The sequence below is a fragment of the Runella rosea genome (genome assembly GCF_003325355.1).
GTDB lineage: Bacteria > Bacteroidota > Bacteroidia > Cytophagales > Spirosomataceae > Runella > Runella rosea.
This window is the reverse complement of sequence record NZ_CP030850.1, coordinates 6,039,650-6,058,616: the sequence shown is the minus strand read 5'-3', so window position 1 is coordinate 6,058,616 and position 18,967 is coordinate 6,039,650. Positions and strand designations below refer to the sequence as shown.

Sequence of the window (18,967 nt, the reverse complement as noted above, 5' to 3'; positions counted from 1 at the left end):
ATCGTCAGCCAATTGCAAAATTATTTATCTCCGTAATGATCCCTGAACGAATAAAATTCTATTGTATCGTGAGTCACTTTGTAGATCAATACAATGCTCATCCGTAATCCTTCGAGACCAAAACCCTTTGAAATCATACTTGAGGGCTTCGGGTTTGCCTTTGCCTTCAAAAGGATTGCGACGTGTTTCTTCAATGAGTTCCGAAATCTTGAAAAAGACTTTTTTGTTCTCGTTGACCCAACTTGTAAAGTCCTCAAATGCCTGAGGCGTGAACAGAATGTTTCTTGACGAGCTCATCAAATTGTTCGGGAGTAAATGAAATTACATTGCCATTTTCAACTGACTTAATACCTGCTTTAATTTTTTCAAATAAATAAGGATTGGCCATAATGGCTTCGGTTTCGTCCAATTCGTTTTCTTCAATTTCAATTTTGATTTTAAACGAACCAGTACGACGGGCAAACTGAGACTTGATGCGACGAAAAAGACGGTAGTCAAATTCTTCCTCGGTCAATTGATACGTAACAGTCATATCGCTGATTTTTTTAACAAAACTAACAAAAACCTTTCATTCTAAATAAAATCACCATGAAATACCTCCTCGTATCCTCATTGATTCTATCATTAAGTCTTTTCGGATTTTCAACAATAATCAACCGCAAAACAACAGCTGTTTCCAACGAAAAATTCACGGGCGCAACCCCACGTTTTACGACCGACCACCGTGGCAATCCAGTGCTGAGTTGGGTCGAAAAAGACGGCGATAAAGCCCTTTTTTACTTTTCCATTTCTGAAAATGACGGACAGACATTTGGCAAAAAAATCAGAATTAATGCTCCAACGGAATTAACCGTACACGCCGAAGGAATGCCTCGCGTAGCCTTCAAAGGCGACGGCAGCATTTGGGCCACTTTTGAAATCAAAAAACCGACCAAAGAAGCCCCGCGCGCCGCAGATTTGATGTACGTTGTCTCGACCGATAAGGGCCAAAGTTGGTCTGCGCCCAAAGCCGTCCATAAAGATACCACACCAGGCAAAGGCCACTCCTTCAGCGACATGATTCGCCTACCCAACGGTGAACTAGGCTTTGTGTGGTTGGACGAAAAAATGGGCAAGTACGAAGGCCGCAGCGTAAAATTTGTACAAACATTGCCCAACGGAGGTTTTTCGGAAGAAGTCGTAGTAGACTCCAACGCCTGTCAATGTTGCCGAACGGTATTGTTTATTGATACCAACAAAAACATCCACCTCACTTACCGCGACCTACTCGCCGACGGCACCCGCGACATGAGCCACGCCGTTTCGACCGATGGCGGGAAAACGTTTACTCAACCCCAATTGGTGTACAAAGACCGCTGGAAAATCAACGCCTGTCCGCACACCGGCCCAAGCATGACACAATCTGGTAACGATTTCTTTGTGACGTGGTTCAGCGGTAAATCTGAAAACCACGAAGCAGGCGTCAGAATCGTTAAATTAGGTGAAGAAAAACTCTTTTCCGCTAACTTAACAGTACGTGCAAAGCACCCTCAAATCGCCACGTTGAATGGCAATTTGGCCATAGTTTGGGACGAATCAGTGGAGAAAGACGGTGAATTCTTTACTAAAATTGCCCTGAGAATCATTGATAAAAACGGCAAAGAAACCACCACTTTCCTCACCGCCGACCATGAAAATGCTTCCTATCCCGTACTAATACCCACTCTTAACGGCTTAATGTTGGCCTACGAATGGCAAGCCAAAGGCGCAGAAAAGGCCGTGATTGTCTCGCAGTTGGTGGAAGTTTTGTAAAGGATTCGATAGTTTTCTCCTGAAAGAGTAGTTTTGAAACTTGGTAGGTTTTACATTAGAGTCATAAACGACTTTGTTTTAAAACGCACCAAGTTTCATCCTAATAAACTAAATCAGTATTCCATGAAAATCAGCCGCAAAGCAGCACTCAATACCCTCACAGGCGCATTCATTTCCATGCCTTTTTTGGGGTTTTCTCGCACCAAGAAAGAACTTCAAACCTTTAAACAGGAATTTGGAGTCGCTTGGAAACGATCACAAGACTATACGCTGACGGTGTTTAACCAAATGCCCGAAGAACATATTGATTTTAAATACACGCCCGAATCGATGAGTTTTCGGACGCAGTTTGTGCATTGTGTTACGTTTACGGCCATGCAACTGGCTGGTCGGTTGGAAATCCCCAATCCCTACGAAAATAAAAAAGATTGGGAAAAACTTACCAAAGCCCAGCTTTCTAACGAAATCAAGGGCTTTTATACGTGGGTTGAAAAAGTAGCGGGAGAAGTTTCGCCCGAGCGGCTCGCCAAAGAGGAGGGATTTGCAGGGGGAAAAATTCAGGTTTGGCAGTTTTTCTACGCCATGGAAAACCACATCATCCACCACCGAGGACAAGCCGTTTGTTATGTGCGCCTAAAAGGCATAACGCCCGAAGGCTATGTAGGTTGGTAGTGAGTAGTGAGTAGTGAGTAGTGAGTAGTGAGTAGTGGTAAGTCTCTTTTCAAATATTAAGTTCTTGAAAAACAACAAATTCATAATTATTTGGTAATGAAGAGCTAATATCTTTTTCGGTGCTTTGAGCTATCATTAAATTTTATCCAAAGCAGTTGAAAAAGGTTCTCTTTCTGGTTCAGGGTGAAGGGCGCGGTCATTTGACCCAAGCCATTTCAATGAGTCAAACGTTACATAATTCAGGGTATCAGGTTGTAGCAGTATTGGTGGGAGGCGCGGTCGAAAAACCCATTCCCACCTTTTTTTATGACCAAATCCAGGCACCCGTAGAAGCGTTCTCTAGTCCAAATCTGGTCTTTAATACCGAAGGTAAAGTGGACTTCAAAAAAACCATTTTGCATCATTTGCCCAACACCATTCACTTCGCCAAAAGCCTAAAACAAATCAACCAGACCGTAAAACACTATCAGCCCGACCTCATTGTCAATTTTTACGAAATGCTAGGTGGACTCTACAATTGGCTTTATCGCCCGCCTGTTCCGATGGTATGCGTTGGCCACCAATACTTATTTTTTCATTCCGACTTCCCGATTCCCAAAAAAGGATACATCGATCGTTTTTTGGTCAATTTTAATTCCAGACTCACGGCCCTAGGGGCAAAAAAAATGCTGGCGCTGTCGTTTGACGCCCTCGATAATCAACCTTCCAAACAGGTCTACGTAGTATCTCCCCTGTTACGTCACGATATTCATTCATTGGTTATATCCCAAAAAGAATACATTTTAATATACCTCAACCATCCTTCCTTGTACGGCCAAATCCTCGAATGGCACCTCAAGCATCCAGAAGTACCTTTGCACTGTTTTTGGAGCAAATCAGAAGCCCTGCCCGAAGAAAAAATAGACGAAACGCTCACCCTGCACCAATTGGATGGAGCCAAATTTTTAGAGAAGCTATCAGGGTGTAAAGCCTTGGTTACTACGGCGGGTTTTGAGTCTGTCTGCGAAGCAATGTATTTGGATAAACCTGTGATGGTGGTCCCAATTCACTACGAACAAGCCTGCAATGCCGCTGATACCGAGCGAGTTGGTGCAGGCGTCGCAGCTGAGCACTTTGATTTATCTATTCTGATGGAGTATTTACCTCGACATCAACCAGTAGGAGAGGATTTTCGTCAATGGTGTCGAGAAGGAGAACAGCAATGGCTGGCACATTTGAAGAGTATTGTCTAAAAAACGTCGGGGAGGTTTTGAACCGCAGACGCGCAGTCCTCGCCGACGTTCCTCGCCAACGTTATGTTAAGGCTTACTTTCTTTTGCGATTTCCACCGCCGCGAGGCCCGCGTTTTTCGCGCTCGACGGCTTGCCATTCTTGGTATTTTTTGAATTGGTCTTCGCTCAAAATACCTTTCAGGCTCGTTTGGAATTTTTCATTGATGCCTTTCATACTCTCCCGCATGGCTTCACGGTCGCCAGCATTTGTTTCTCTGATTTTCAGGGCTTCCTGCGTGCGACCCAATTCTAAATCATAGATTTTTTTGGCGGTAGCGTCGTCGAGTGTCAACACCTGTTTCAAATCTGCCGAAACGCGCTCGGCCCGCTTTTGTGGGTCCATGGGCTCGCGTTGAGCAAATGACAATTGGGCTCCAATGGCCAGCGCCACTACAAAAATGGTGCGAATGATGTGTGTTTTTTTCATGGTTTTCAAATACCGTCAATGCGGTTGTTTTCTGTTTCGTTATCTTTGATGGACCAAACCTTCCAAGGTTTAATTGTCCACTATTTTCATTTGGTTATGTTACGCACCTTCCTCCCCTTTTTATACGGCTCAGCATTGCTGATTTCTTTTTTATCCTGCCAAGAAAAAACTGATAATCAACAGATTGACACATCAATTACCCAAGCGACTGAACTTAACGATGAGTTTCTAAAAAAACTCAATTTCCCCCAAACCGTCAGCTATCTTGGCTTGGACAAGCCCAAGGACACAACAGTGGTCAAAGTAAAATCAGGAACAGCACCCGCTGATATGGTTTACATTCAAGGGGGATTGGTGCAGATTGGTTCTGACGAGGGCTTGGAGCAAGAACGCCCTTCATTTTGGGCCAAGATAGCGCCATTTTGGATGGACACACATCCCGTAACCGTAGCTGAATTTCGGAAATTTATCAAAGCTACTAACTACAAAACCGAAGCCGAAACCTTTGGCAATGCGGGCATCATCGACGAATCTACGGGCCAACAATGGATTTTGAAAGACGGAGCTAACTGGCATCATCCTATGGGGCCTGACTTTCCTGCCGCCGCCGATGACCATCCCGTGACGCAGGTTTCGTGGAACGACGCCAACGCTTACGCCAAATGGGCGGGCAAACGCCTGCCGTGCGAGTTGGAATGGGAACACGCCGCCCGCAACGCCCGCAACAGCCGCACTATTTATTCATGGGGCAACGACATCCAAAGCCAAGGAAAATACAACGCTAATATATGGCAGGGGAAATTTCCCGTCAAAAACTACAACGAGGACGGTTTTGCGTATACGTCGCCCGTGGGAAAGTTTGGCAAAACACCCCTCGGCCTCACCGACATGAGCGGCAACGTGTGGGAATGGCAGTCCAACCCAAAATTCAACTACGAAGCGCTGTTCCGCACGCCCATCCGCGACGGTGACCTCTCGCCAGAACTCGCTCAACGCGGCGGCTCATTTCTGTGCGAACCCGGTTGGTGCCACGGCTACCGCGTATCGGGCCGCTCTTCGTCTACGTCCGAAACCAGCCTGTTTCACGTAGGTTTTCGGTGCGTGAAGGATATAAAATAGGGGTTTTTAAAATAAACAAAACCTCTTCAAAAGTGTTAAAATGTACAAACAAGCTTTGTACAAAATGAATTTATCCGAACAAGACATCGACCGCATTGTACAAATGGCGTGGGAAGACCGAACCCCTTTTGAGGCAATTGAGGCGCAATTTGGACTACCCGAAAAAGCAGTGATTGCCCTCATGAGGTCGCAGATGAAACGGAGTAGTTTTGAAATGTGGCGCAAACGCATGAACGGCCGCACCACCAAACATCAGGCCCTGCGCGATGATACCGTTGACCGCTTCCACTGTTCGCAGCAACGGAGCATCAGTCTCAACAAAATTGCCAAACGTTGATGTTGAGCACTTTTGCAGGAATTGACTATGGTTCCAAAACCTCGGGCAATACGGTGATTTGTCACCACGACGACCAAGTAATTCACTTTTATGAAGCCGACAAAAAAGACGCGGACTTATTCATTATAGATTGGATAACCAAGTGTCAAGCGGCTCAAAACCGTCCGATGCTAACAACCGTCTTTTTGGATGCCCCTCTTTCCTTACCCGCTGTTTATCAATCCATTGTGGGTTTCTCAAATTATCATTACCGCCAATGCGACGTAGCACTCAAGGCCATGTCACCGATGTTTTTGGGCGGACTAACCGCGCGCGCCATGGAATTAAAACAACGCCTACAAGAAAAAATGAACGTTGAAACCCACGAAGTGTATCCCAAAGCCCTCGCCCAAACATTGCTGTCAGACCATTATCACAAAAGGCTGACAACCAATGAGATGGAAGCCCTTTGCAGAATATTATCCAAAGTTATTCCTGAACTTTGTTTAGCGGAGTATCCCAAAACTCAGCATCAATTCGATGCACTGCTGGCGTGGGTTTCGGGGTATCGCTTTCTGAATCAACAACACCTCATTTTCGGAGACATACAGGAAGGAATTATTATTGTGTAGGAGATGAAAAACGTCAAAAAAGAAAACCTTCCCCAAAAAACCTGTGCAGTGTGCGGCAGACCATTTTCGTGGCGAAAAAAATGGGAGAAAGTCTGGGATGAAGTGAAATATTGCAGCGATCGCTGCCGAAGCAATTCAAAGAAAACGAGTTGTTAAAATCCAGAAAGCCGCGCAAAAAACGAAACATTCGATACCTTCTAGAACTGTTTTTGGATTATTAATCGGTGTTTTTTTAAGGAGTCTCCCCTTTTCCTTTTCCAAAAAAATCTTCTAAATTGCCATACTACGCCCCCCTTATCATCTACAAGTTTAAAAAATCAATCGTATTATGGAACGACTCTTTACCCTAATCCTAACCTTTGTTATTGTCAACACTGTCCTGCTTCAGGCTCAAACCTTCTCCCCAGACGAAATCGCCAATCTCCAAAAACAAGCTAAGCGCATCACCATCGTCAAAGACAAATGGGGTGTGCCACACGTATATACTAAAACCGACGCCGATGCCGTGTTTGGCATGATGTACATTCAGTGCGAGGAGTTTTTTGAAAAAGTAGAGAATTTGCTCATTACTCGCTTAGGTCGTCAGGCGGAGACGGAAGGCGAACGGGAATTGTACCAAGACCTGTGGGCGCGGACTTTTATTGACTCGACCCGCGCCATAAAACTATACCAACAAACGCCAAAATGGCTCCGCAAACTGTGCGATGCCTACGCGGCAGGCATCAACTTTTATATGATTTCGCATCCCGCCAAAAAACCAAAACTCATTACCCGCGTAGAACCGTGGATGGTATTGATGAATAATATTCCATCCATTGCGGGTAGCAACCTTACAGAATTGGAATTTCGTCAATTTTATTCCAAAGAGGCGGGGCTTTCACTGTCATACTTGCCAGATGCCAATCATGAATTTTACCAAGAAGCGGGCGGCTCCAACGGCTGGGCACTGGCCCCGTCGAAAACGCAGAGTAAAAACGCAATGTTGCTCATCAACCCTCACTCGGAATTTTACGGACGAATTGAGATACATTTGGTCAGCAAACAGGGTCTGAATTCTTACGGTGCACCGTTTCTGGGCCAATTCAATATTTTTCAGGGCTTTAATGATTTTTGCGGCTGGATGCATCCCATCACCCTTTCCGATGCCAAAGATTTGTATGCCGAAACCGTCGAAAAGAAAGACGGGAAGTACTCCTACCGTTACAATGGCGGACAGCGCGGCGTAGACAGTTCACGCATTACGGTAAAGTATAAAAAAGGCAATGAACTGTTATCCAAAACCTTCACCGTTTACCGCACCCACCACGGCCCAGTCGTAGCGGTCAGAGATAAAAAATGGATTACCCTAAAAAGTACCGACGCCAACATTGAACTGTTGGGCTTGCATTGGCAGAAGATGAAATCCAAAAGTTTTGAAGAATTTCAATCGACCATTGGTAAGCGCGTCATGGTCGGCAACAACATTATCTACGCCGACCGCAAAGGAAACATCGCGTATTGGCACGGCAACTACGTTCCGAAGAGAGACCCAGCATACGATTGGAAACGCCCCGTAGACGGTAGCACCAATGCAACAGAATGGCAAGGTACGCACACCCTCAACGAGATTCCGCATTATATCAATCCCGCCAACGGTTGGGTACAAAACTGTAATTCTACCCCGCTGTACGGCGCAGGGGCGTTTGATACCCTCATGAGTCGCAAGCCTGCCTACATGCTGCCCGACGGCCATACCCCGCGCGCCATGAACGCCGTACGACTGCTAAATAACCTAAAAAACGCCACGATTGACGACGTTATCACGGCGGCCCATGACACCTATCTGCCTAATGCCGAGCGCTTTATTCCAACTTTGGTCAAGGCATTTGATGCCAACCCCACAGACTCGGTTTCCGTGCAGCTTTCTGGCCCGATTCAAGCATTACGAAACTGGAATTTTCGGGCCGATACCACCTCCGTTGCCACTACATTGGGCGTTATGTGGGTCGAGAAAATCATCCCGTTAAATGTGGCCCGCCTCAAAAAACCAATTGCCAACGAAGAAAACTATTCAGTTACCAACGGGGCCAACCTTTCCACCGATTTTATCTCACCTAAAGAACAGCTCGCTCTGTTAGCCCAAGTAGTTCAGGAATTGAAAAAAGATTTCGGAACTTGGGAAGTGCCGTGGGGAAGCATCAATCGTTTTCAACGCGTTAAAGAAGGCGAGACCTTCAGCGACAGCCGCCCGAGTTGGGCCGTGACCGCCACTCCAGGCCCGCTGGGCTCGCTCAATGCCTATTCAAGCCGCAAAGTTCCGCAGGCGAAAGCCCATTATGGGGTCAATGGCAATACCTTTGTGGCCGTAATCGAATTTGGCAAAACCCTTAAAGCCAAAACAATTCTGACGGGCGGAGCCAGCACAGACCCAGCTTCACCGCATTTTACGGACCAAGTTAAAGGCTACATCAACGGGCAATTCAAAGAAATCTTTTTTTACAAAAAAGACGTCATGAACAACGCCGAGCGCATTTACCGCCCCGGCGAATAAATTTGTAGGGGCAGGCTTTACGTCTCCCCCTTCCACATCGGACTGGGCAGACGTAAAGCCTGCCCCTACGGTTTGTTTTATTTTTCAGCTTTCGGTTATCAACCTATCCATGAGGCCGTATCCATTCTTCGTTTCAGGGCAAGCCTTGTGGCTTGCCCTGACGATTATTTTCCAACAATCTTCCCCCAATTTGCGTTATTATCAGAATCTTTCTTAGCCTTCGCTACTTTTTGCATCATTTTTGCGTTAAATTTATTGTTATCTTTAGAAGCTATATTCTAACCCTTTAAGCACCGTTCAAAACACCACTATATGAAAACCCAACCCCTTTCCGTATTGCAGGAGCGCATTGGTGAGTATAAGCGGAAATTTTACCTGAATCAACTCGTCAAAGGCGTGATTTTTGCGGCGGCGTTTGTACTGTCGGCATACTTATTTGTAAATACCATCGAGTATTTCGGCCGCTTTAGCTCTCCTGTACGTGGTACCCTTTTCTTTGGTTTTTTAGCCATCTTGGGTTATGCGTTGGCGCGTTGGGTAGTTACGCCTTTGGTGCATTTGTACGGTTTACGTAAATCGATTTCGGACGAAGAAGCGGCGGGTCAAATCGGAAATTTTTTCCCCGAAATCGGCGATAAACTCATCAATACCTTACAGTTACGTAATTTATCAGGGGCTCAAACCGACCTGATTGAAGCCAGTATTCAACAAAAATCAAAACAATTATTAATCGTTCGGTTTTCGGATGCTGTCAAAATTGACCAAAATCGTCGTTATCTCAAATACGCCATTTACCCGTTGGCCGCTATTGGATTGGTGTTGCTGATCAATCCACGCTTTTTTGCCAACAGTTCTGACCGCATTATTCACTTTGAGAAAGAATACAACGACGCACCGTTTACGTTCAAACTCGACAATACAAACCTAAAAGCATTTCGCAACGAAGATTTTACCTTGAAGGTTTCGCTTGCGGGCGGCGCCTTGCCCGAAGCGGTTTACGTAGTTCACAACAAAGCCAAGTTTAAGCTCGAACCAGAAGACGCCGATACCTACAGCTATACCTTTAAAAATGTGCAGCGGCCCATCGAATTTCAGTTTGAAGCTGCTGGCTATAAATCAAGCGATTATAAACTCACCGTGGCCGAGCGCCCCAGCCTGTTGTCGTTTGATGTTACCCTTCAATATCCTGCCTATTTAGGCAAGCCAGCCGAACAATTGAGCAATGTAGGTAACTTGACCGTACCCGAAGGAACAACCATCACCTGGGATTTCAACACCGATGCCACCGAAGAAATGGCCTTGGCCTTTGAAGGCGACAAAAACGCGTATACGGCCGAAAGCAAACTGACAGGCGGGTATGAGTTTAGAAAAAACGTTCGGAAGTCTGCCAACTATGAAATCAAACTCAAAAACGACGAGTCAAACAACCGCGAGAAAATCAGTTATTTTCTCAACGTCATCAACGACAAACACCCGACCCTGACTTTAGAAAATTATCAGGACACGACTTTGTACAACTACTTCGTATTGGGTGGTAACATTGCCGATGACTACGGCTTCTCCAACCTACGGGTGTTTTATAATTTGCGCCGCAAAGGTGACAAGACCGATGAGAAGAAAGTGGCTTACAAAGGATTCGGAATTCCATTCAACAAATCAACGACCAACCAAACTTTCTACTTCCAATGGTACGTGGACAGTCTGCGCCTTACGCCCGGCGACCGCATCGAATACTACGTTCAGGTGTGGGACAATGATGGCGTAAATGGGCCAAAATCGGCCAAATCGCGCATGATTGATTTTGCGGTTCCGTCCAAAGAAGAAGTGCGGGCCGAAGCCGATAAGGCCGCCGAGAAAACCGAAGCCCAAATCAACAAAACGCTACAGAAAGCCAAGAATTTACAGAAAGAGTTAGAAAAACTTGACCAACGTCTGAAAAGCGAGCGAGAGCTGGATTTTCAGGATAAAAAGCAAATTGAAGACTTGCTCAAAAAGCGCGAAGAGCTCATGAACGACATGAAGAGCATGCAAGAGCAAACGCAAACAGCCCAAGAAAAGCAGGAACGTTTTGCGGAGCAAAGTCCCGAAATGAAGCAAAAAATGGAGCAGTTGCAAAAACTGATGAAAGAATTGCTCGACCCCGAAACCAAAAAACTGTACGACCAACTTGAAAAACTCCTTCAACAACAACAGCAGGACGATAAAATGCAGGAGTTGATGAATAAGCTAAAAAACAAGGAATTCAACGCTCAGAAAGAAATTGAAAAAGCGTTGGAGATGTTTAAGCAACTTCAGCTTCAGCAAAAAGCGGAGCAAATTCAGAAGGATTTGAACGAAATGGCCGAAAAACAGGAACAACTGGCGGAGAAAACCGAAAAAGAAAGCAAAGAGCAAGAAGCCAAAGACAAGGAAAATAAAGACCAAAAAGGTAAAGATAAAGACGCAAAAGACCAGAAAGATAAAGACCAAAAAGGAAAAGATCAGGAAGGTAAGGACCAGAAAGAGCAAGAAAGCAAAGAACAAAAAGACCAAGAAAGTAAAGACGGCAAAGAAGATGCCAAGCAAGAAGAGCTCAAAAAGGAGCAGGAAGAGCTAAATAAAGAGTTTGAAGAAACCAAAAAGGACATCGAAGAACTCGAAAAATTGAACGAAGAACTTGCCGATAAGCAGGAAATGGACACTGGCAAGGAGGAACAGCAGGAAGTGGAAAAAGAGCAGAAAAACAGCTCCAAACAACTCCAACAGAAGCAGAATAAAAGCGCCTCTCAATCGCAGAAAAAAGCAGCGAAGTCCATGAAAAAGATGGCGCAGCAGATGGAAGAGTCGATGGAAAGTGCCGAAATGCAGGAAATGGACGAAAACATGGACAATCTGCGCGATATTCTGGAAAACCTAATTCACCTCTCGTTTGACCAAGAGCGCGTCATGAAGGATTTTAGAGGTGTCAATTTACAGGACCCACGTTTTGTTAAACTGGCGCAGGAACAACTCAAACTTCAAGATGATGCCAAGGTGATAGAAGACAGTCTGTACGCTCTCGCCAAGCGCGTCATGCAAATCCAGACGTTTGTGACTCGTGAGCTCAACGACATGAAGTTTCACATGACCGAAAGCACGCGCTACATCCGCGAGCGCCGGCTCAACATGGCCACCAGCAAACAGCAGTTTGCCATGACCTCCATCAATAACCTGTCGTTGATGCTCAGCCAAACGCTCCAACAAATGCAGGCAGCCATGATGGCGATGGCCAGTCCGGGTAGCGGTAGCAAGAAAGGCAGCAAAGGCAAAGGAAAAAGTCCGGGTAATTTGGGCGAGCTCCAAAAACAGCTTAACAACCGCATCCAACAATTACAAAAAGGCCAAGGGCAAGGTCAGGGCCAAGGAGGCATGGGCGGACGGCAAATGTCGGAACAATTGGCGCAAATGGCCGCCGAACAGGCACGTATTCGTCAGATGCTAAAGGAATTGATGGACTCGCAAAAAGGCTCGGAAGGCGGCCGAAAAGTGGGAAATGAGGTCAAAGAGTTGATGGATAAGATGGACGAAACCGAAACCGACTTGGTAAACAAACGTATTAATCCGACGGTCATAAAACGTCAGGAAGAAATCGTAACGCGGTTATTAGAATCCGAAAAAGCATTACGTCAACAGGAAGAAGATACCCAACGCAAATCAGAAACGGCCAAGCCACAGCCCCGCAACCCGCCCGCGGAGTTTGAGCAATACGTGAAGGACAAACAGCGACAAACGGAACTGTTGCGTACCGTACCGCCGAGCTTCGCGCCTTTCTACAAACGCGAAGCCGATAATTATTTTAAGAAATCGGGCGAGAGATAACCCTCATCGGATGTACATAAAAAAACGGGGAGGCGGGCAGATTGTCGGCCTCCCCGTTTTTTATGTTTTCAATTTATCGGCTGTACCTGTCCCTTTTCATTAAATTTGCAACTACAAGCTTTTGAAGATAACCTAGTTTCGATTACTTTGCAGAAGAATTCTTTAAAAATAAAAAGCCATGAAAAAAATACTGATTTTTGCCTTTTTGACCGCCTGTTGTTCTTCGCTCTTGGCCCAAACCGAAAACGCCAACAACCTCATCCGCGACGTAGACGGACGCCTCAATATGGGCACCTACACAACCTCTTCTTTCGATAGTCGTTACGAAGGGCTAAAGGGTTCTCCATTCTTCATTTCCGAGTGGATTAGCGGAGAAATGGCCTTTGTGGATGGGCGCGTGTTCAAAGAAGTCCCCCTTAAATACAACGCTTACTCCAAAGAATTGGTCATGAAACGCCCTGGCGGAGATTCAATAATCGTATTTCCGTACCAAGTTAACTCGTTCATTATCAATGATCCTGTTACAAAAGCAAATTTTGAATTTAAAAGGTATCCCTCGGCACATACCGCAAAATACGACATGCGCGACCTCTATTTTTTGACCTTATACCAAGGAAAAACCAGCTTGGTAAAGTTAATCAGCAAGACCCTAAAAAAAGCGGATTATAAAGACCCTTACAGCAACAACGTGCGCTACGATACCTTTGAGGATGCCAATGAATATTTTTTACTCAAAGCCGACGGCAGCCTGACGAAGATTAAAAAGAATAAAAAGTCGGTACTCGGCGCTTTGTCTGACAAAGAAGAAGCCTTAAAAGCACTGATGGAACAGGAGAAATTAGACATAAAAACTGAGCGCGATCTCGTGGTTGCCGTTGCTAAGTACAATGCTATCTAACGAACAAATCGCTTTTATTCAACAAAACAGTCAGGCAAATCCGACTTCTTTACGGCTCAAATACGGCAAAGAAAAAGAGTTTGTCATTGCCCAAATAGAGGCTCGGCAAAAAGCGCGGACAAAACTACCGAGCTGGTGTGCCGAGCCTCGTTTGATATTCCCGCCCGCTGTGTCGGTCGAACAAAGCTCTTCCGAAGCCACCGCTCATTACAAAGCTGACATAATGCGCCAAACGGCCTCAACAACGGTAATTGACGGCACGGGTGGCATGGGGATTGATTCCTATTATTTTTCAAAACAGTTCGAATCGGTCACCTACATCGAACAAAACGAAAAACTAGTCGAGCGCGCACGCCACAATTTCAACATCCTGAACACCCCCAACATCGAATGTATTTGCGACGATACTATTGCTTTTTTACAACGGTTGAAAGCCAAAGTGGATTGGATTTATGTCGATCCCGCCCGCCGCACCGCCGACCAACGTCGAGTGGTAGGATTGGGAGATTGCGAACCCGACGTTACCAAGCATTTGGCGTTATTTTTGGAGAAAGCGCACCAAATCCTTGTCAAAGTCTCCCCCTTACTAGACCTGACACAAACGCTGTTGGAAGTACCGCAAATCACGGCAGTCCACGTAGTTGCGGTTGAAAATGAATGCAAAGAATTATTATTGGAGATAGGAACAAACGCCTCTGACGTTGTCATCAAAACCGTTAATTTCAAGAACGACGGCAGTCAACAAATTTTTGACTTTTATCGGTCAGAGGAGCCTGATGCCGCTGTTACCTTCAGTATGCCGCTTCAATACATCTATGAACCCAACGCCGCCATTTTGAAAGCAGGAGCGTTTAAAACGGCCGCCTCAAAATACCAAATTGCTAAAATTGCCCCCCACAGTCACCTCTATACTTCTGAAAGTCTGGTACAGCTATTTCCTGGGAGAACCTTTGAGCTAATTGCCACGGTAAAAGCTGATAATAAAGCGCTTACGCCTTATCTAACAAACGGAAAAGCAAACCTTACCCTCCGAAATTTTCCGGGTACTACCGACGAACTTCGCAAAAAACTGAAACTAAAAGACGGGGGTGACGTATATTTGCTGGCCACAACGCTCGCCAACACCGATAAACGACTGCTGGTTTGCCGTAAAGTGAAAGATTAATCATCATCCATTAATCGTAATCAACGCAACCCATTTTAACGTTTAACTCAACCATGGTGCTGCCCTAAAAACGCACCGCCAATCAATTATTTTATAACGTTTTACCGTTACTCCCATGTTTTTTGAACGTATACCTGGCAAAGAATATCCCAAAGAACCAGAATCGCGGATGGTGATTCGTTTTCAGGATTGCGACCCTTTGCAACACCTCAACAACGCCAAATACTTTGATTATTATTTCAACGCCCGCGAAGACCAAGTAGCCAAGCTCTACGAATTCAACTTCGGACGCCTTTTTAGGGAATTGGGCCAAAGCTGGGTGGTGTATCAGCACCAGATTGCGTATGTGCGCCCCGCCATGGTAAGCGAATGGGTTCGGATTACTTCCCGGCTGATTTATTTTAATCAGGATACCACCGTAACGGAATATTACATGACCGACGATACCCGTACCCAACTCAAAAATGTGCTTTGGGTAACTTCCAAATACATTGATGTGCGGCAAGGAGAACGCGTGATTCACCCGCCTACCGTCATGGATTATCTGGAAACAACCTGCTTGCCCAACGTGGATTTTCACAATTGGAACTTCAATGAACGTATTCGTGAAATAAAAGGCAGCCTAAAAGCGAAAGGCTAATCCGTCTCCGCTTAACCTCGCAAATCCTTTATTCTAACAATTTTCGTCAATATGCAGTGGCTTCAAGATACGGCTTTTATCATTAACTATTACCTCAAACGAGCGCATTGGCTTAGTTTGGACGTGGTAGCGGGAGCCGTCATAACCCACATCATTGCGAGCCGTTTGCCCGACGGCCACGGGAAGGTTTCGTGGGCATCCACGCTTCTGGTAGGAATTGCCGTATTCATGATTTACGTCGTTGACCGTTTATTAGACAATCGCAAATCCGACCACTCCCCTACTCCTCGACACGATTTTCACGTTAAAAATGAACCTTTGTTGATTAAAATTCTTTTGGGCTTGGGTTTAATTTCATTGGTGCTTCTTTTTTGGGTACCCTCAAAAGTCCTCTGGTTTGGCTTCGGATTAGCAAGTTTAGTAGGCCTCTATTTGTGGTTTGCCTTCCGGATTTCTGCCAAACACACCGCGCAGGTTTTTAAAGAGCCGCTAGTAGCGATTGTATACACCGCAGGCATCTGGGGGCCTGCCATCTTGACCGAGACTACCCTCGCGTGGGAAAGTCCCGTGTTGATGGGTTTATATGGCTTATTGGCTTTCCAGAATTTATTACTGTTCTCATGGTTTGAGTCTCTGGAGTTGGATGAAGGTTTTTCACTGGCCATTGCGTGGGGTACCGAAACGGTTTCCTCGGTGCTGAATTGGTTGCTGGGATTGATTATAGTCGGCGCATTGGCCGTGATTATCTTCACCACTTATCGCTATTGCGTCAGGGCCGCAATCGTCGTCGTTGTGATGAGCGGGTGTATGCACGTGCTAAAACGCTCTTCGGCCAAAGTACTTCCCGACGAGCGTTATCGCCCCTTAGGCGACGGTATTTTTTTAATTAGCCTGTGGCTTTTGTAAAGAATCAACGTTTTTTCTACCCGAAAGCCTTATTTTTTCTTTTTAAGCGAAGGCTTCACCGTTGGCTTGGGTTTCACTTCTTTTTTGGGATCATATTTATCCAAAAGTGGTACCGCCCCGCGACGATAGCGCAGGTATTGAAAACCCAGAAGACACGATAGGCTAAGCATTAACAACCAATAACTTTCCTGAAATTGAGTCCGACGGAATTCCATAATCCACAAAATAAAAAAGCCCAACGTGGCCCAACCAACCAAGCTCTCAACCAGAGGAGTTTTCATAGATTCGATAAAGGAGAATTTTAGGCAACAAAGGTAATATCTTTCGGCCATATCAAATAAATCTCGGGGAATATGGTTGAAAATCGCCAAAATTTTGTATAATTTTGCAAAATTTTTCTTCAAAACCAATCCTATCAAGCTTTACCAAAGCCTATGAGTAAACTACGGATTTTGTATGTAGCCAGCGAGATAAATCCCTTTCTCCAAATCACTGAGGTAGCCGACTACGTAAGAAAACTTCCCCAAGCGATGCAAGAGCGGGGCATGGAGATACGCATATTAGTACCACGTTTTGGTCTTATCAACGAGCGCAAAAACCGCCTCCACGAAGTAGTCCGCCTTTCAGGTATTAATATTTCAGTCGGTGACGATGAGAAACCGCTGGTAATCAAGGTAGCTTCCATCCCAAGCGCCAAATTACAAGTTTATTTTATCGACAACGAAGACTATTTCCACCGAAAGTCCGTTTTCTTAGACAAGGACAACAACTTTTTTGACGACAACGACGAGCGTGCCATTTTCTTTTGCAAGGGAGTTCTCGAAACCGTTAAAAAATTGGGATGGGCTCCCGATATCGTTCATTGCAACGACTGGATGACCGCCCTTATTCCTCTTTACCTGAAAACCACTTACAAAAACGATCCGATGTTTAAGGATACGAAGTGTGTTTTCACCGTCTACAACAACGCTTTCAACTACAAATTTGAAGGTGATATTTTAGACAAAGCCAAAGCCATGGACGTCAGCGATGAGGCATTGGCGCATCTGCGTTCTGCCGATTTTGAAGGTTTTATCAAAATTGGATGTGCGTATGCCGATGCCGTAGTAAAAGCTGATGATGATTTTAGTGAAAGTTTAAACAGAATCCTTGATGAATTGCCCGAACGCAAGCTTGAACTGGTTGAAGAAGACGAAAACTATACCGACGCTTATTACAACTTATATAATGAACTGGCCGGCTAAAACAGCCGGCTTACTGGTCATCGCTTTTGCTATTTTGCTGGCAGCGTGCGAAGCCCCGAAAGAAATCGGACTCCCGCCCGAAGTAATCGCTGAGGTACAGTTTACCGACACCGTTACCGTTCGCACCAGCACTGTTCTTTTGGATTCAGTTCGTACTTCCAATGCGCAACAAATGCTAGTAGGGAACTACCGCGACCCGATTTTTGGTCGAGTTTCAGCACAACCCTTCTTTGAGATGGGGCAAACACTCAACCTCAATTCAGACGGTAGTACCAATACCTACGTCTTTGATTCACTTCGTCTGAATGTTGCGTATTCTTACCTGTATGGCGATACGCTTCAACCCTTTGAGGTCAAACTTCATCGTTTGAGTGATTCGCTCAGAACGGGAAAAACTTACTATAACAACAGCAGCATCCCGTACGACGCAGCCGCACTAGCTAGTGTAAAATTCAATCCGACACCTTCTACCAACAATACATTCCAGTTTAAACTTCCTAATACATTAGGACAGCAGCTGCTGGATTTGAGCGGAAAAACAGAAGGGAGCACTGCGCTCAAATTTGCACAGCAGCTCAGGGGGTTCACGTTGGTGCCGTCGGCAAGCAATGGAATGGTGATAGGTTTTTCTCCTGCCACCTCGGGAATCAGTTTAAATCTCTATTATCACATTACCAACGACACCGTCGCGTACGTGTTTAGGGTTCCCATGCTGAAACGCTTTAACCAAATGCAAGCAGACCGCCAAGGAACAGCCCTAAGCCAGATTCAACCGTTGAAACCCTTGCCAGCAGCCCAAACCAAAGGACTGAATTATGTTCAGGATGCCCTCGGTATTGTGACAAAGGTTGAATTTCCGTATTTATCAAAATTATTTGGAGAGGGGCGCGTGGCCATTAATCGTGCTGAGTTAAATATCGTACCCAATCAACCAGAGCATGTTGGAGGTTTATACGGATTGCCTAGTACCCTTACAATGGCAGAAACCGACGAAACCAATCGAGTGTTACGGTCAAAAGGAGATACCGAATTACTCCTGCCAGTAGATGGCGCTACTTTTCAGTCGTACGTTTTACCGCAAATCGTTCCGTATACTTCAAAGTTCCGTAATTATAACTTTGTACTTACTACGTATTTACAGGCGGTTTCTATCGGTTTTAAGAAAAGTACCGCCTTGTTGCTGATGCCAACGAGTCAAGGTTCTACCCTACAATCGTACGTATCGGGCAACCAAGCCTTATCAAGTTTTTATCCGTTTATTAACAATAAGGTGGACCGTTTAACCATAAACCCCACCCCAGAAAACGTAAAGTTAAGGATATTTTATACCGTGACTAAGTAAAAAATAACGATAAATCTGGATTTAAAAAGAGAGCGGAAAAACTTCCGCTCTCTTTTTGTTTTTGTAATATTTCAGTAAATTTCGAGAATTTTAGGTATATTTATTGTACTAAAATAAGTTTTTTAAAAAAGTTTTTAGGGCTCTTTAGGTTGATAATTTTTTTTAAAAACGACAGAG

General features: G+C 45.2%; 19 protein-coding genes. 15 read left to right on the top strand and 4 right to left on the bottom strand.

Features of this window, described 5'->3' with window-relative positions; translation table 11 throughout:
* Nucleotides 1-24 precede the first annotated feature (24 nt).
* The gene (locus DR864_RS24900; protein WP_310587543.1) at nt 25-297 is read right to left on the bottom strand and encodes a Txe/YoeB family addiction module toxin; all 273 of its coding nucleotides are present in this window, start codon (nt 295-297) and stop codon (nt 25-27) included.
* Nucleotides 254-532: a hypothetical protein gene (locus DR864_RS24895; protein WP_114069502.1), complete on the bottom strand. Its 279-nt coding sequence runs from the start codon at nt 530-532 to the stop codon at nt 254-256. Before DR864_RS24895 ends, DR864_RS24900 begins: the two co-directional genes overlap by 44 nt.
* A gap of 56 nt (nt 533-588) precedes the next feature.
* Between DR864_RS24895 and DR864_RS24890 the strand changes: the two genes are divergently transcribed.
* From DR864_RS24890 to DR864_RS24880, 3 genes are all read left to right on the top strand, one after another.
* Nucleotides 589-1,791 (top strand): exo-alpha-sialidase, encoded by a 1,203-nt coding sequence (locus tag DR864_RS24890; RefSeq protein WP_114069501.1) that lies wholly within the window; start codon nt 589-591, stop codon nt 1,789-1,791.
* 123 nt (nt 1,792-1,914) lie between these two features.
* On the top strand, nt 1,915-2,463 hold the full coding sequence (locus tag DR864_RS24885; RefSeq protein ID WP_114069500.1) for a DinB family protein: 549 nt from the start codon (nt 1,915-1,917) through the stop codon (nt 2,461-2,463).
* Nucleotides 2,464-2,618: 155 nt separating this feature from the next.
* Nucleotides 2,619-3,695, top strand: coding sequence for a glycosyltransferase family protein (locus DR864_RS24880; protein WP_229599469.1), 1,077 nt, complete (start codon nt 2,619-2,621; stop codon nt 3,693-3,695).
* Nucleotides 3,696-3,768: 73 nt separating this feature from the next.
* Here the strand turns inward: DR864_RS24880 and DR864_RS24875 are convergent, their stop codons facing one another.
* Nucleotides 3,769-4,161, bottom strand: coding sequence for a DUF4890 domain-containing protein (locus DR864_RS24875; RefSeq protein ID WP_114069498.1), 393 nt, complete (start codon nt 4,159-4,161; stop codon nt 3,769-3,771).
* Between the two features lie 96 nt (nt 4,162-4,257).
* Between DR864_RS24875 and DR864_RS24870 the strand changes: the two genes are divergently transcribed.
* The 10 genes from DR864_RS24870 to DR864_RS24825 all read left to right on the top strand — a co-directional run bounded on the left by DR864_RS24870 (nt 4,258) and on the right by DR864_RS24825 (nt 16,204).
* The gene (locus tag DR864_RS24870; protein WP_229599468.1) at nt 4,258-5,280 is read left to right on the top strand and encodes a formylglycine-generating enzyme family protein; all 1,023 of its coding nucleotides are present in this window, start codon (nt 4,258-4,260) and stop codon (nt 5,278-5,280) included.
* A gap of 64 nt (nt 5,281-5,344) precedes the next feature.
* Nucleotides 5,345-5,617: a TIGR03643 family protein gene (locus DR864_RS24865; protein ID WP_205319161.1), complete on the top strand. Its 273-nt coding sequence runs from the start codon at nt 5,345-5,347 to the stop codon at nt 5,615-5,617.
* A complete protein-coding gene (locus DR864_RS24860; protein WP_114069496.1) occupies nt 5,617-6,228 on the top strand; it encodes a DUF429 domain-containing protein in 612 nt (203 codons plus the stop codon). Before DR864_RS24865 ends, DR864_RS24860 begins: the two co-directional genes overlap by 1 nt.
* A 3-nt stretch (nt 6,229-6,231) precedes the next feature.
* The gene (locus DR864_RS24855; protein WP_114069495.1) at nt 6,232-6,384 is read left to right on the top strand and encodes a DUF2256 domain-containing protein; all 153 of its coding nucleotides are present in this window, start codon (nt 6,232-6,234) and stop codon (nt 6,382-6,384) included.
* Between the two features lie 172 nt (nt 6,385-6,556).
* The gene (locus DR864_RS24850) at nt 6,557-8,758 is read left to right on the top strand and encodes a penicillin acylase family protein (protein ID WP_114069494.1); all 2,202 of its coding nucleotides are present in this window, start codon (nt 6,557-6,559) and stop codon (nt 8,756-8,758) included.
* Between the two features lie 312 nt (nt 8,759-9,070).
* Complete coding sequence (locus DR864_RS24845) at nt 9,071-12,595, top strand: DUF4175 family protein (RefSeq protein WP_114069493.1); 3,525 nt, start codon at nt 9,071-9,073, stop codon at nt 12,593-12,595.
* 178 nt (nt 12,596-12,773) lie between these two features.
* Nucleotides 12,774-13,493 carry a hypothetical protein gene (locus DR864_RS24840; protein WP_114069492.1) on the top strand — a complete coding sequence of 240 codons (720 nt, stop codon included), beginning with the start codon at nt 12,774-12,776 and terminating at the stop codon, nt 13,491-13,493.
* Nucleotides 13,483-14,658: a THUMP-like domain-containing protein gene (locus tag DR864_RS24835; protein ID WP_114069491.1), complete on the top strand. Its 1,176-nt coding sequence runs from the start codon at nt 13,483-13,485 to the stop codon at nt 14,656-14,658. Before DR864_RS24840 ends, DR864_RS24835 begins: the two co-directional genes overlap by 11 nt.
* 115 nt (nt 14,659-14,773) lie before the next feature.
* Nucleotides 14,774-15,298, top strand: coding sequence for an acyl-CoA thioesterase (locus DR864_RS24830; RefSeq protein ID WP_114069490.1), 525 nt, complete (start codon nt 14,774-14,776; stop codon nt 15,296-15,298).
* A 51-nt stretch (nt 15,299-15,349) separates the two neighbouring features.
* Nucleotides 15,350-16,204 carry a hypothetical protein gene (locus tag DR864_RS24825; RefSeq protein WP_114069489.1) on the top strand — a complete coding sequence of 285 codons (855 nt, stop codon included), beginning with the start codon at nt 15,350-15,352 and terminating at the stop codon, nt 16,202-16,204.
* 29 nt (nt 16,205-16,233) lie between these two features.
* Here the strand turns inward: DR864_RS24825 and DR864_RS24820 are convergent, their stop codons facing one another.
* Nucleotides 16,234-16,485 (bottom strand): hypothetical protein, encoded by a 252-nt coding sequence (locus DR864_RS24820; protein WP_162794109.1) that lies wholly within the window; start codon nt 16,483-16,485, stop codon nt 16,234-16,236.
* Between the two features lie 153 nt (nt 16,486-16,638).
* On the opposite strand from DR864_RS24820, the gene DR864_RS24815 reads away from it, so the two are divergent.
* The gene (locus DR864_RS24815; RefSeq protein WP_013925918.1) at nt 16,639-17,448 is read left to right on the top strand and encodes a glycogen/starch synthase; all 810 of its coding nucleotides are present in this window, start codon (nt 16,639-16,641) and stop codon (nt 17,446-17,448) included.
* Nucleotides 17,432-18,790, top strand: coding sequence for a DUF4270 family protein (locus tag DR864_RS24810; protein WP_162794107.1), 1,359 nt, complete (start codon nt 17,432-17,434; stop codon nt 18,788-18,790). Before DR864_RS24815 ends, DR864_RS24810 begins: the two co-directional genes overlap by 17 nt.
* Nucleotides 18,791-18,967 lie beyond the last annotated feature (177 nt).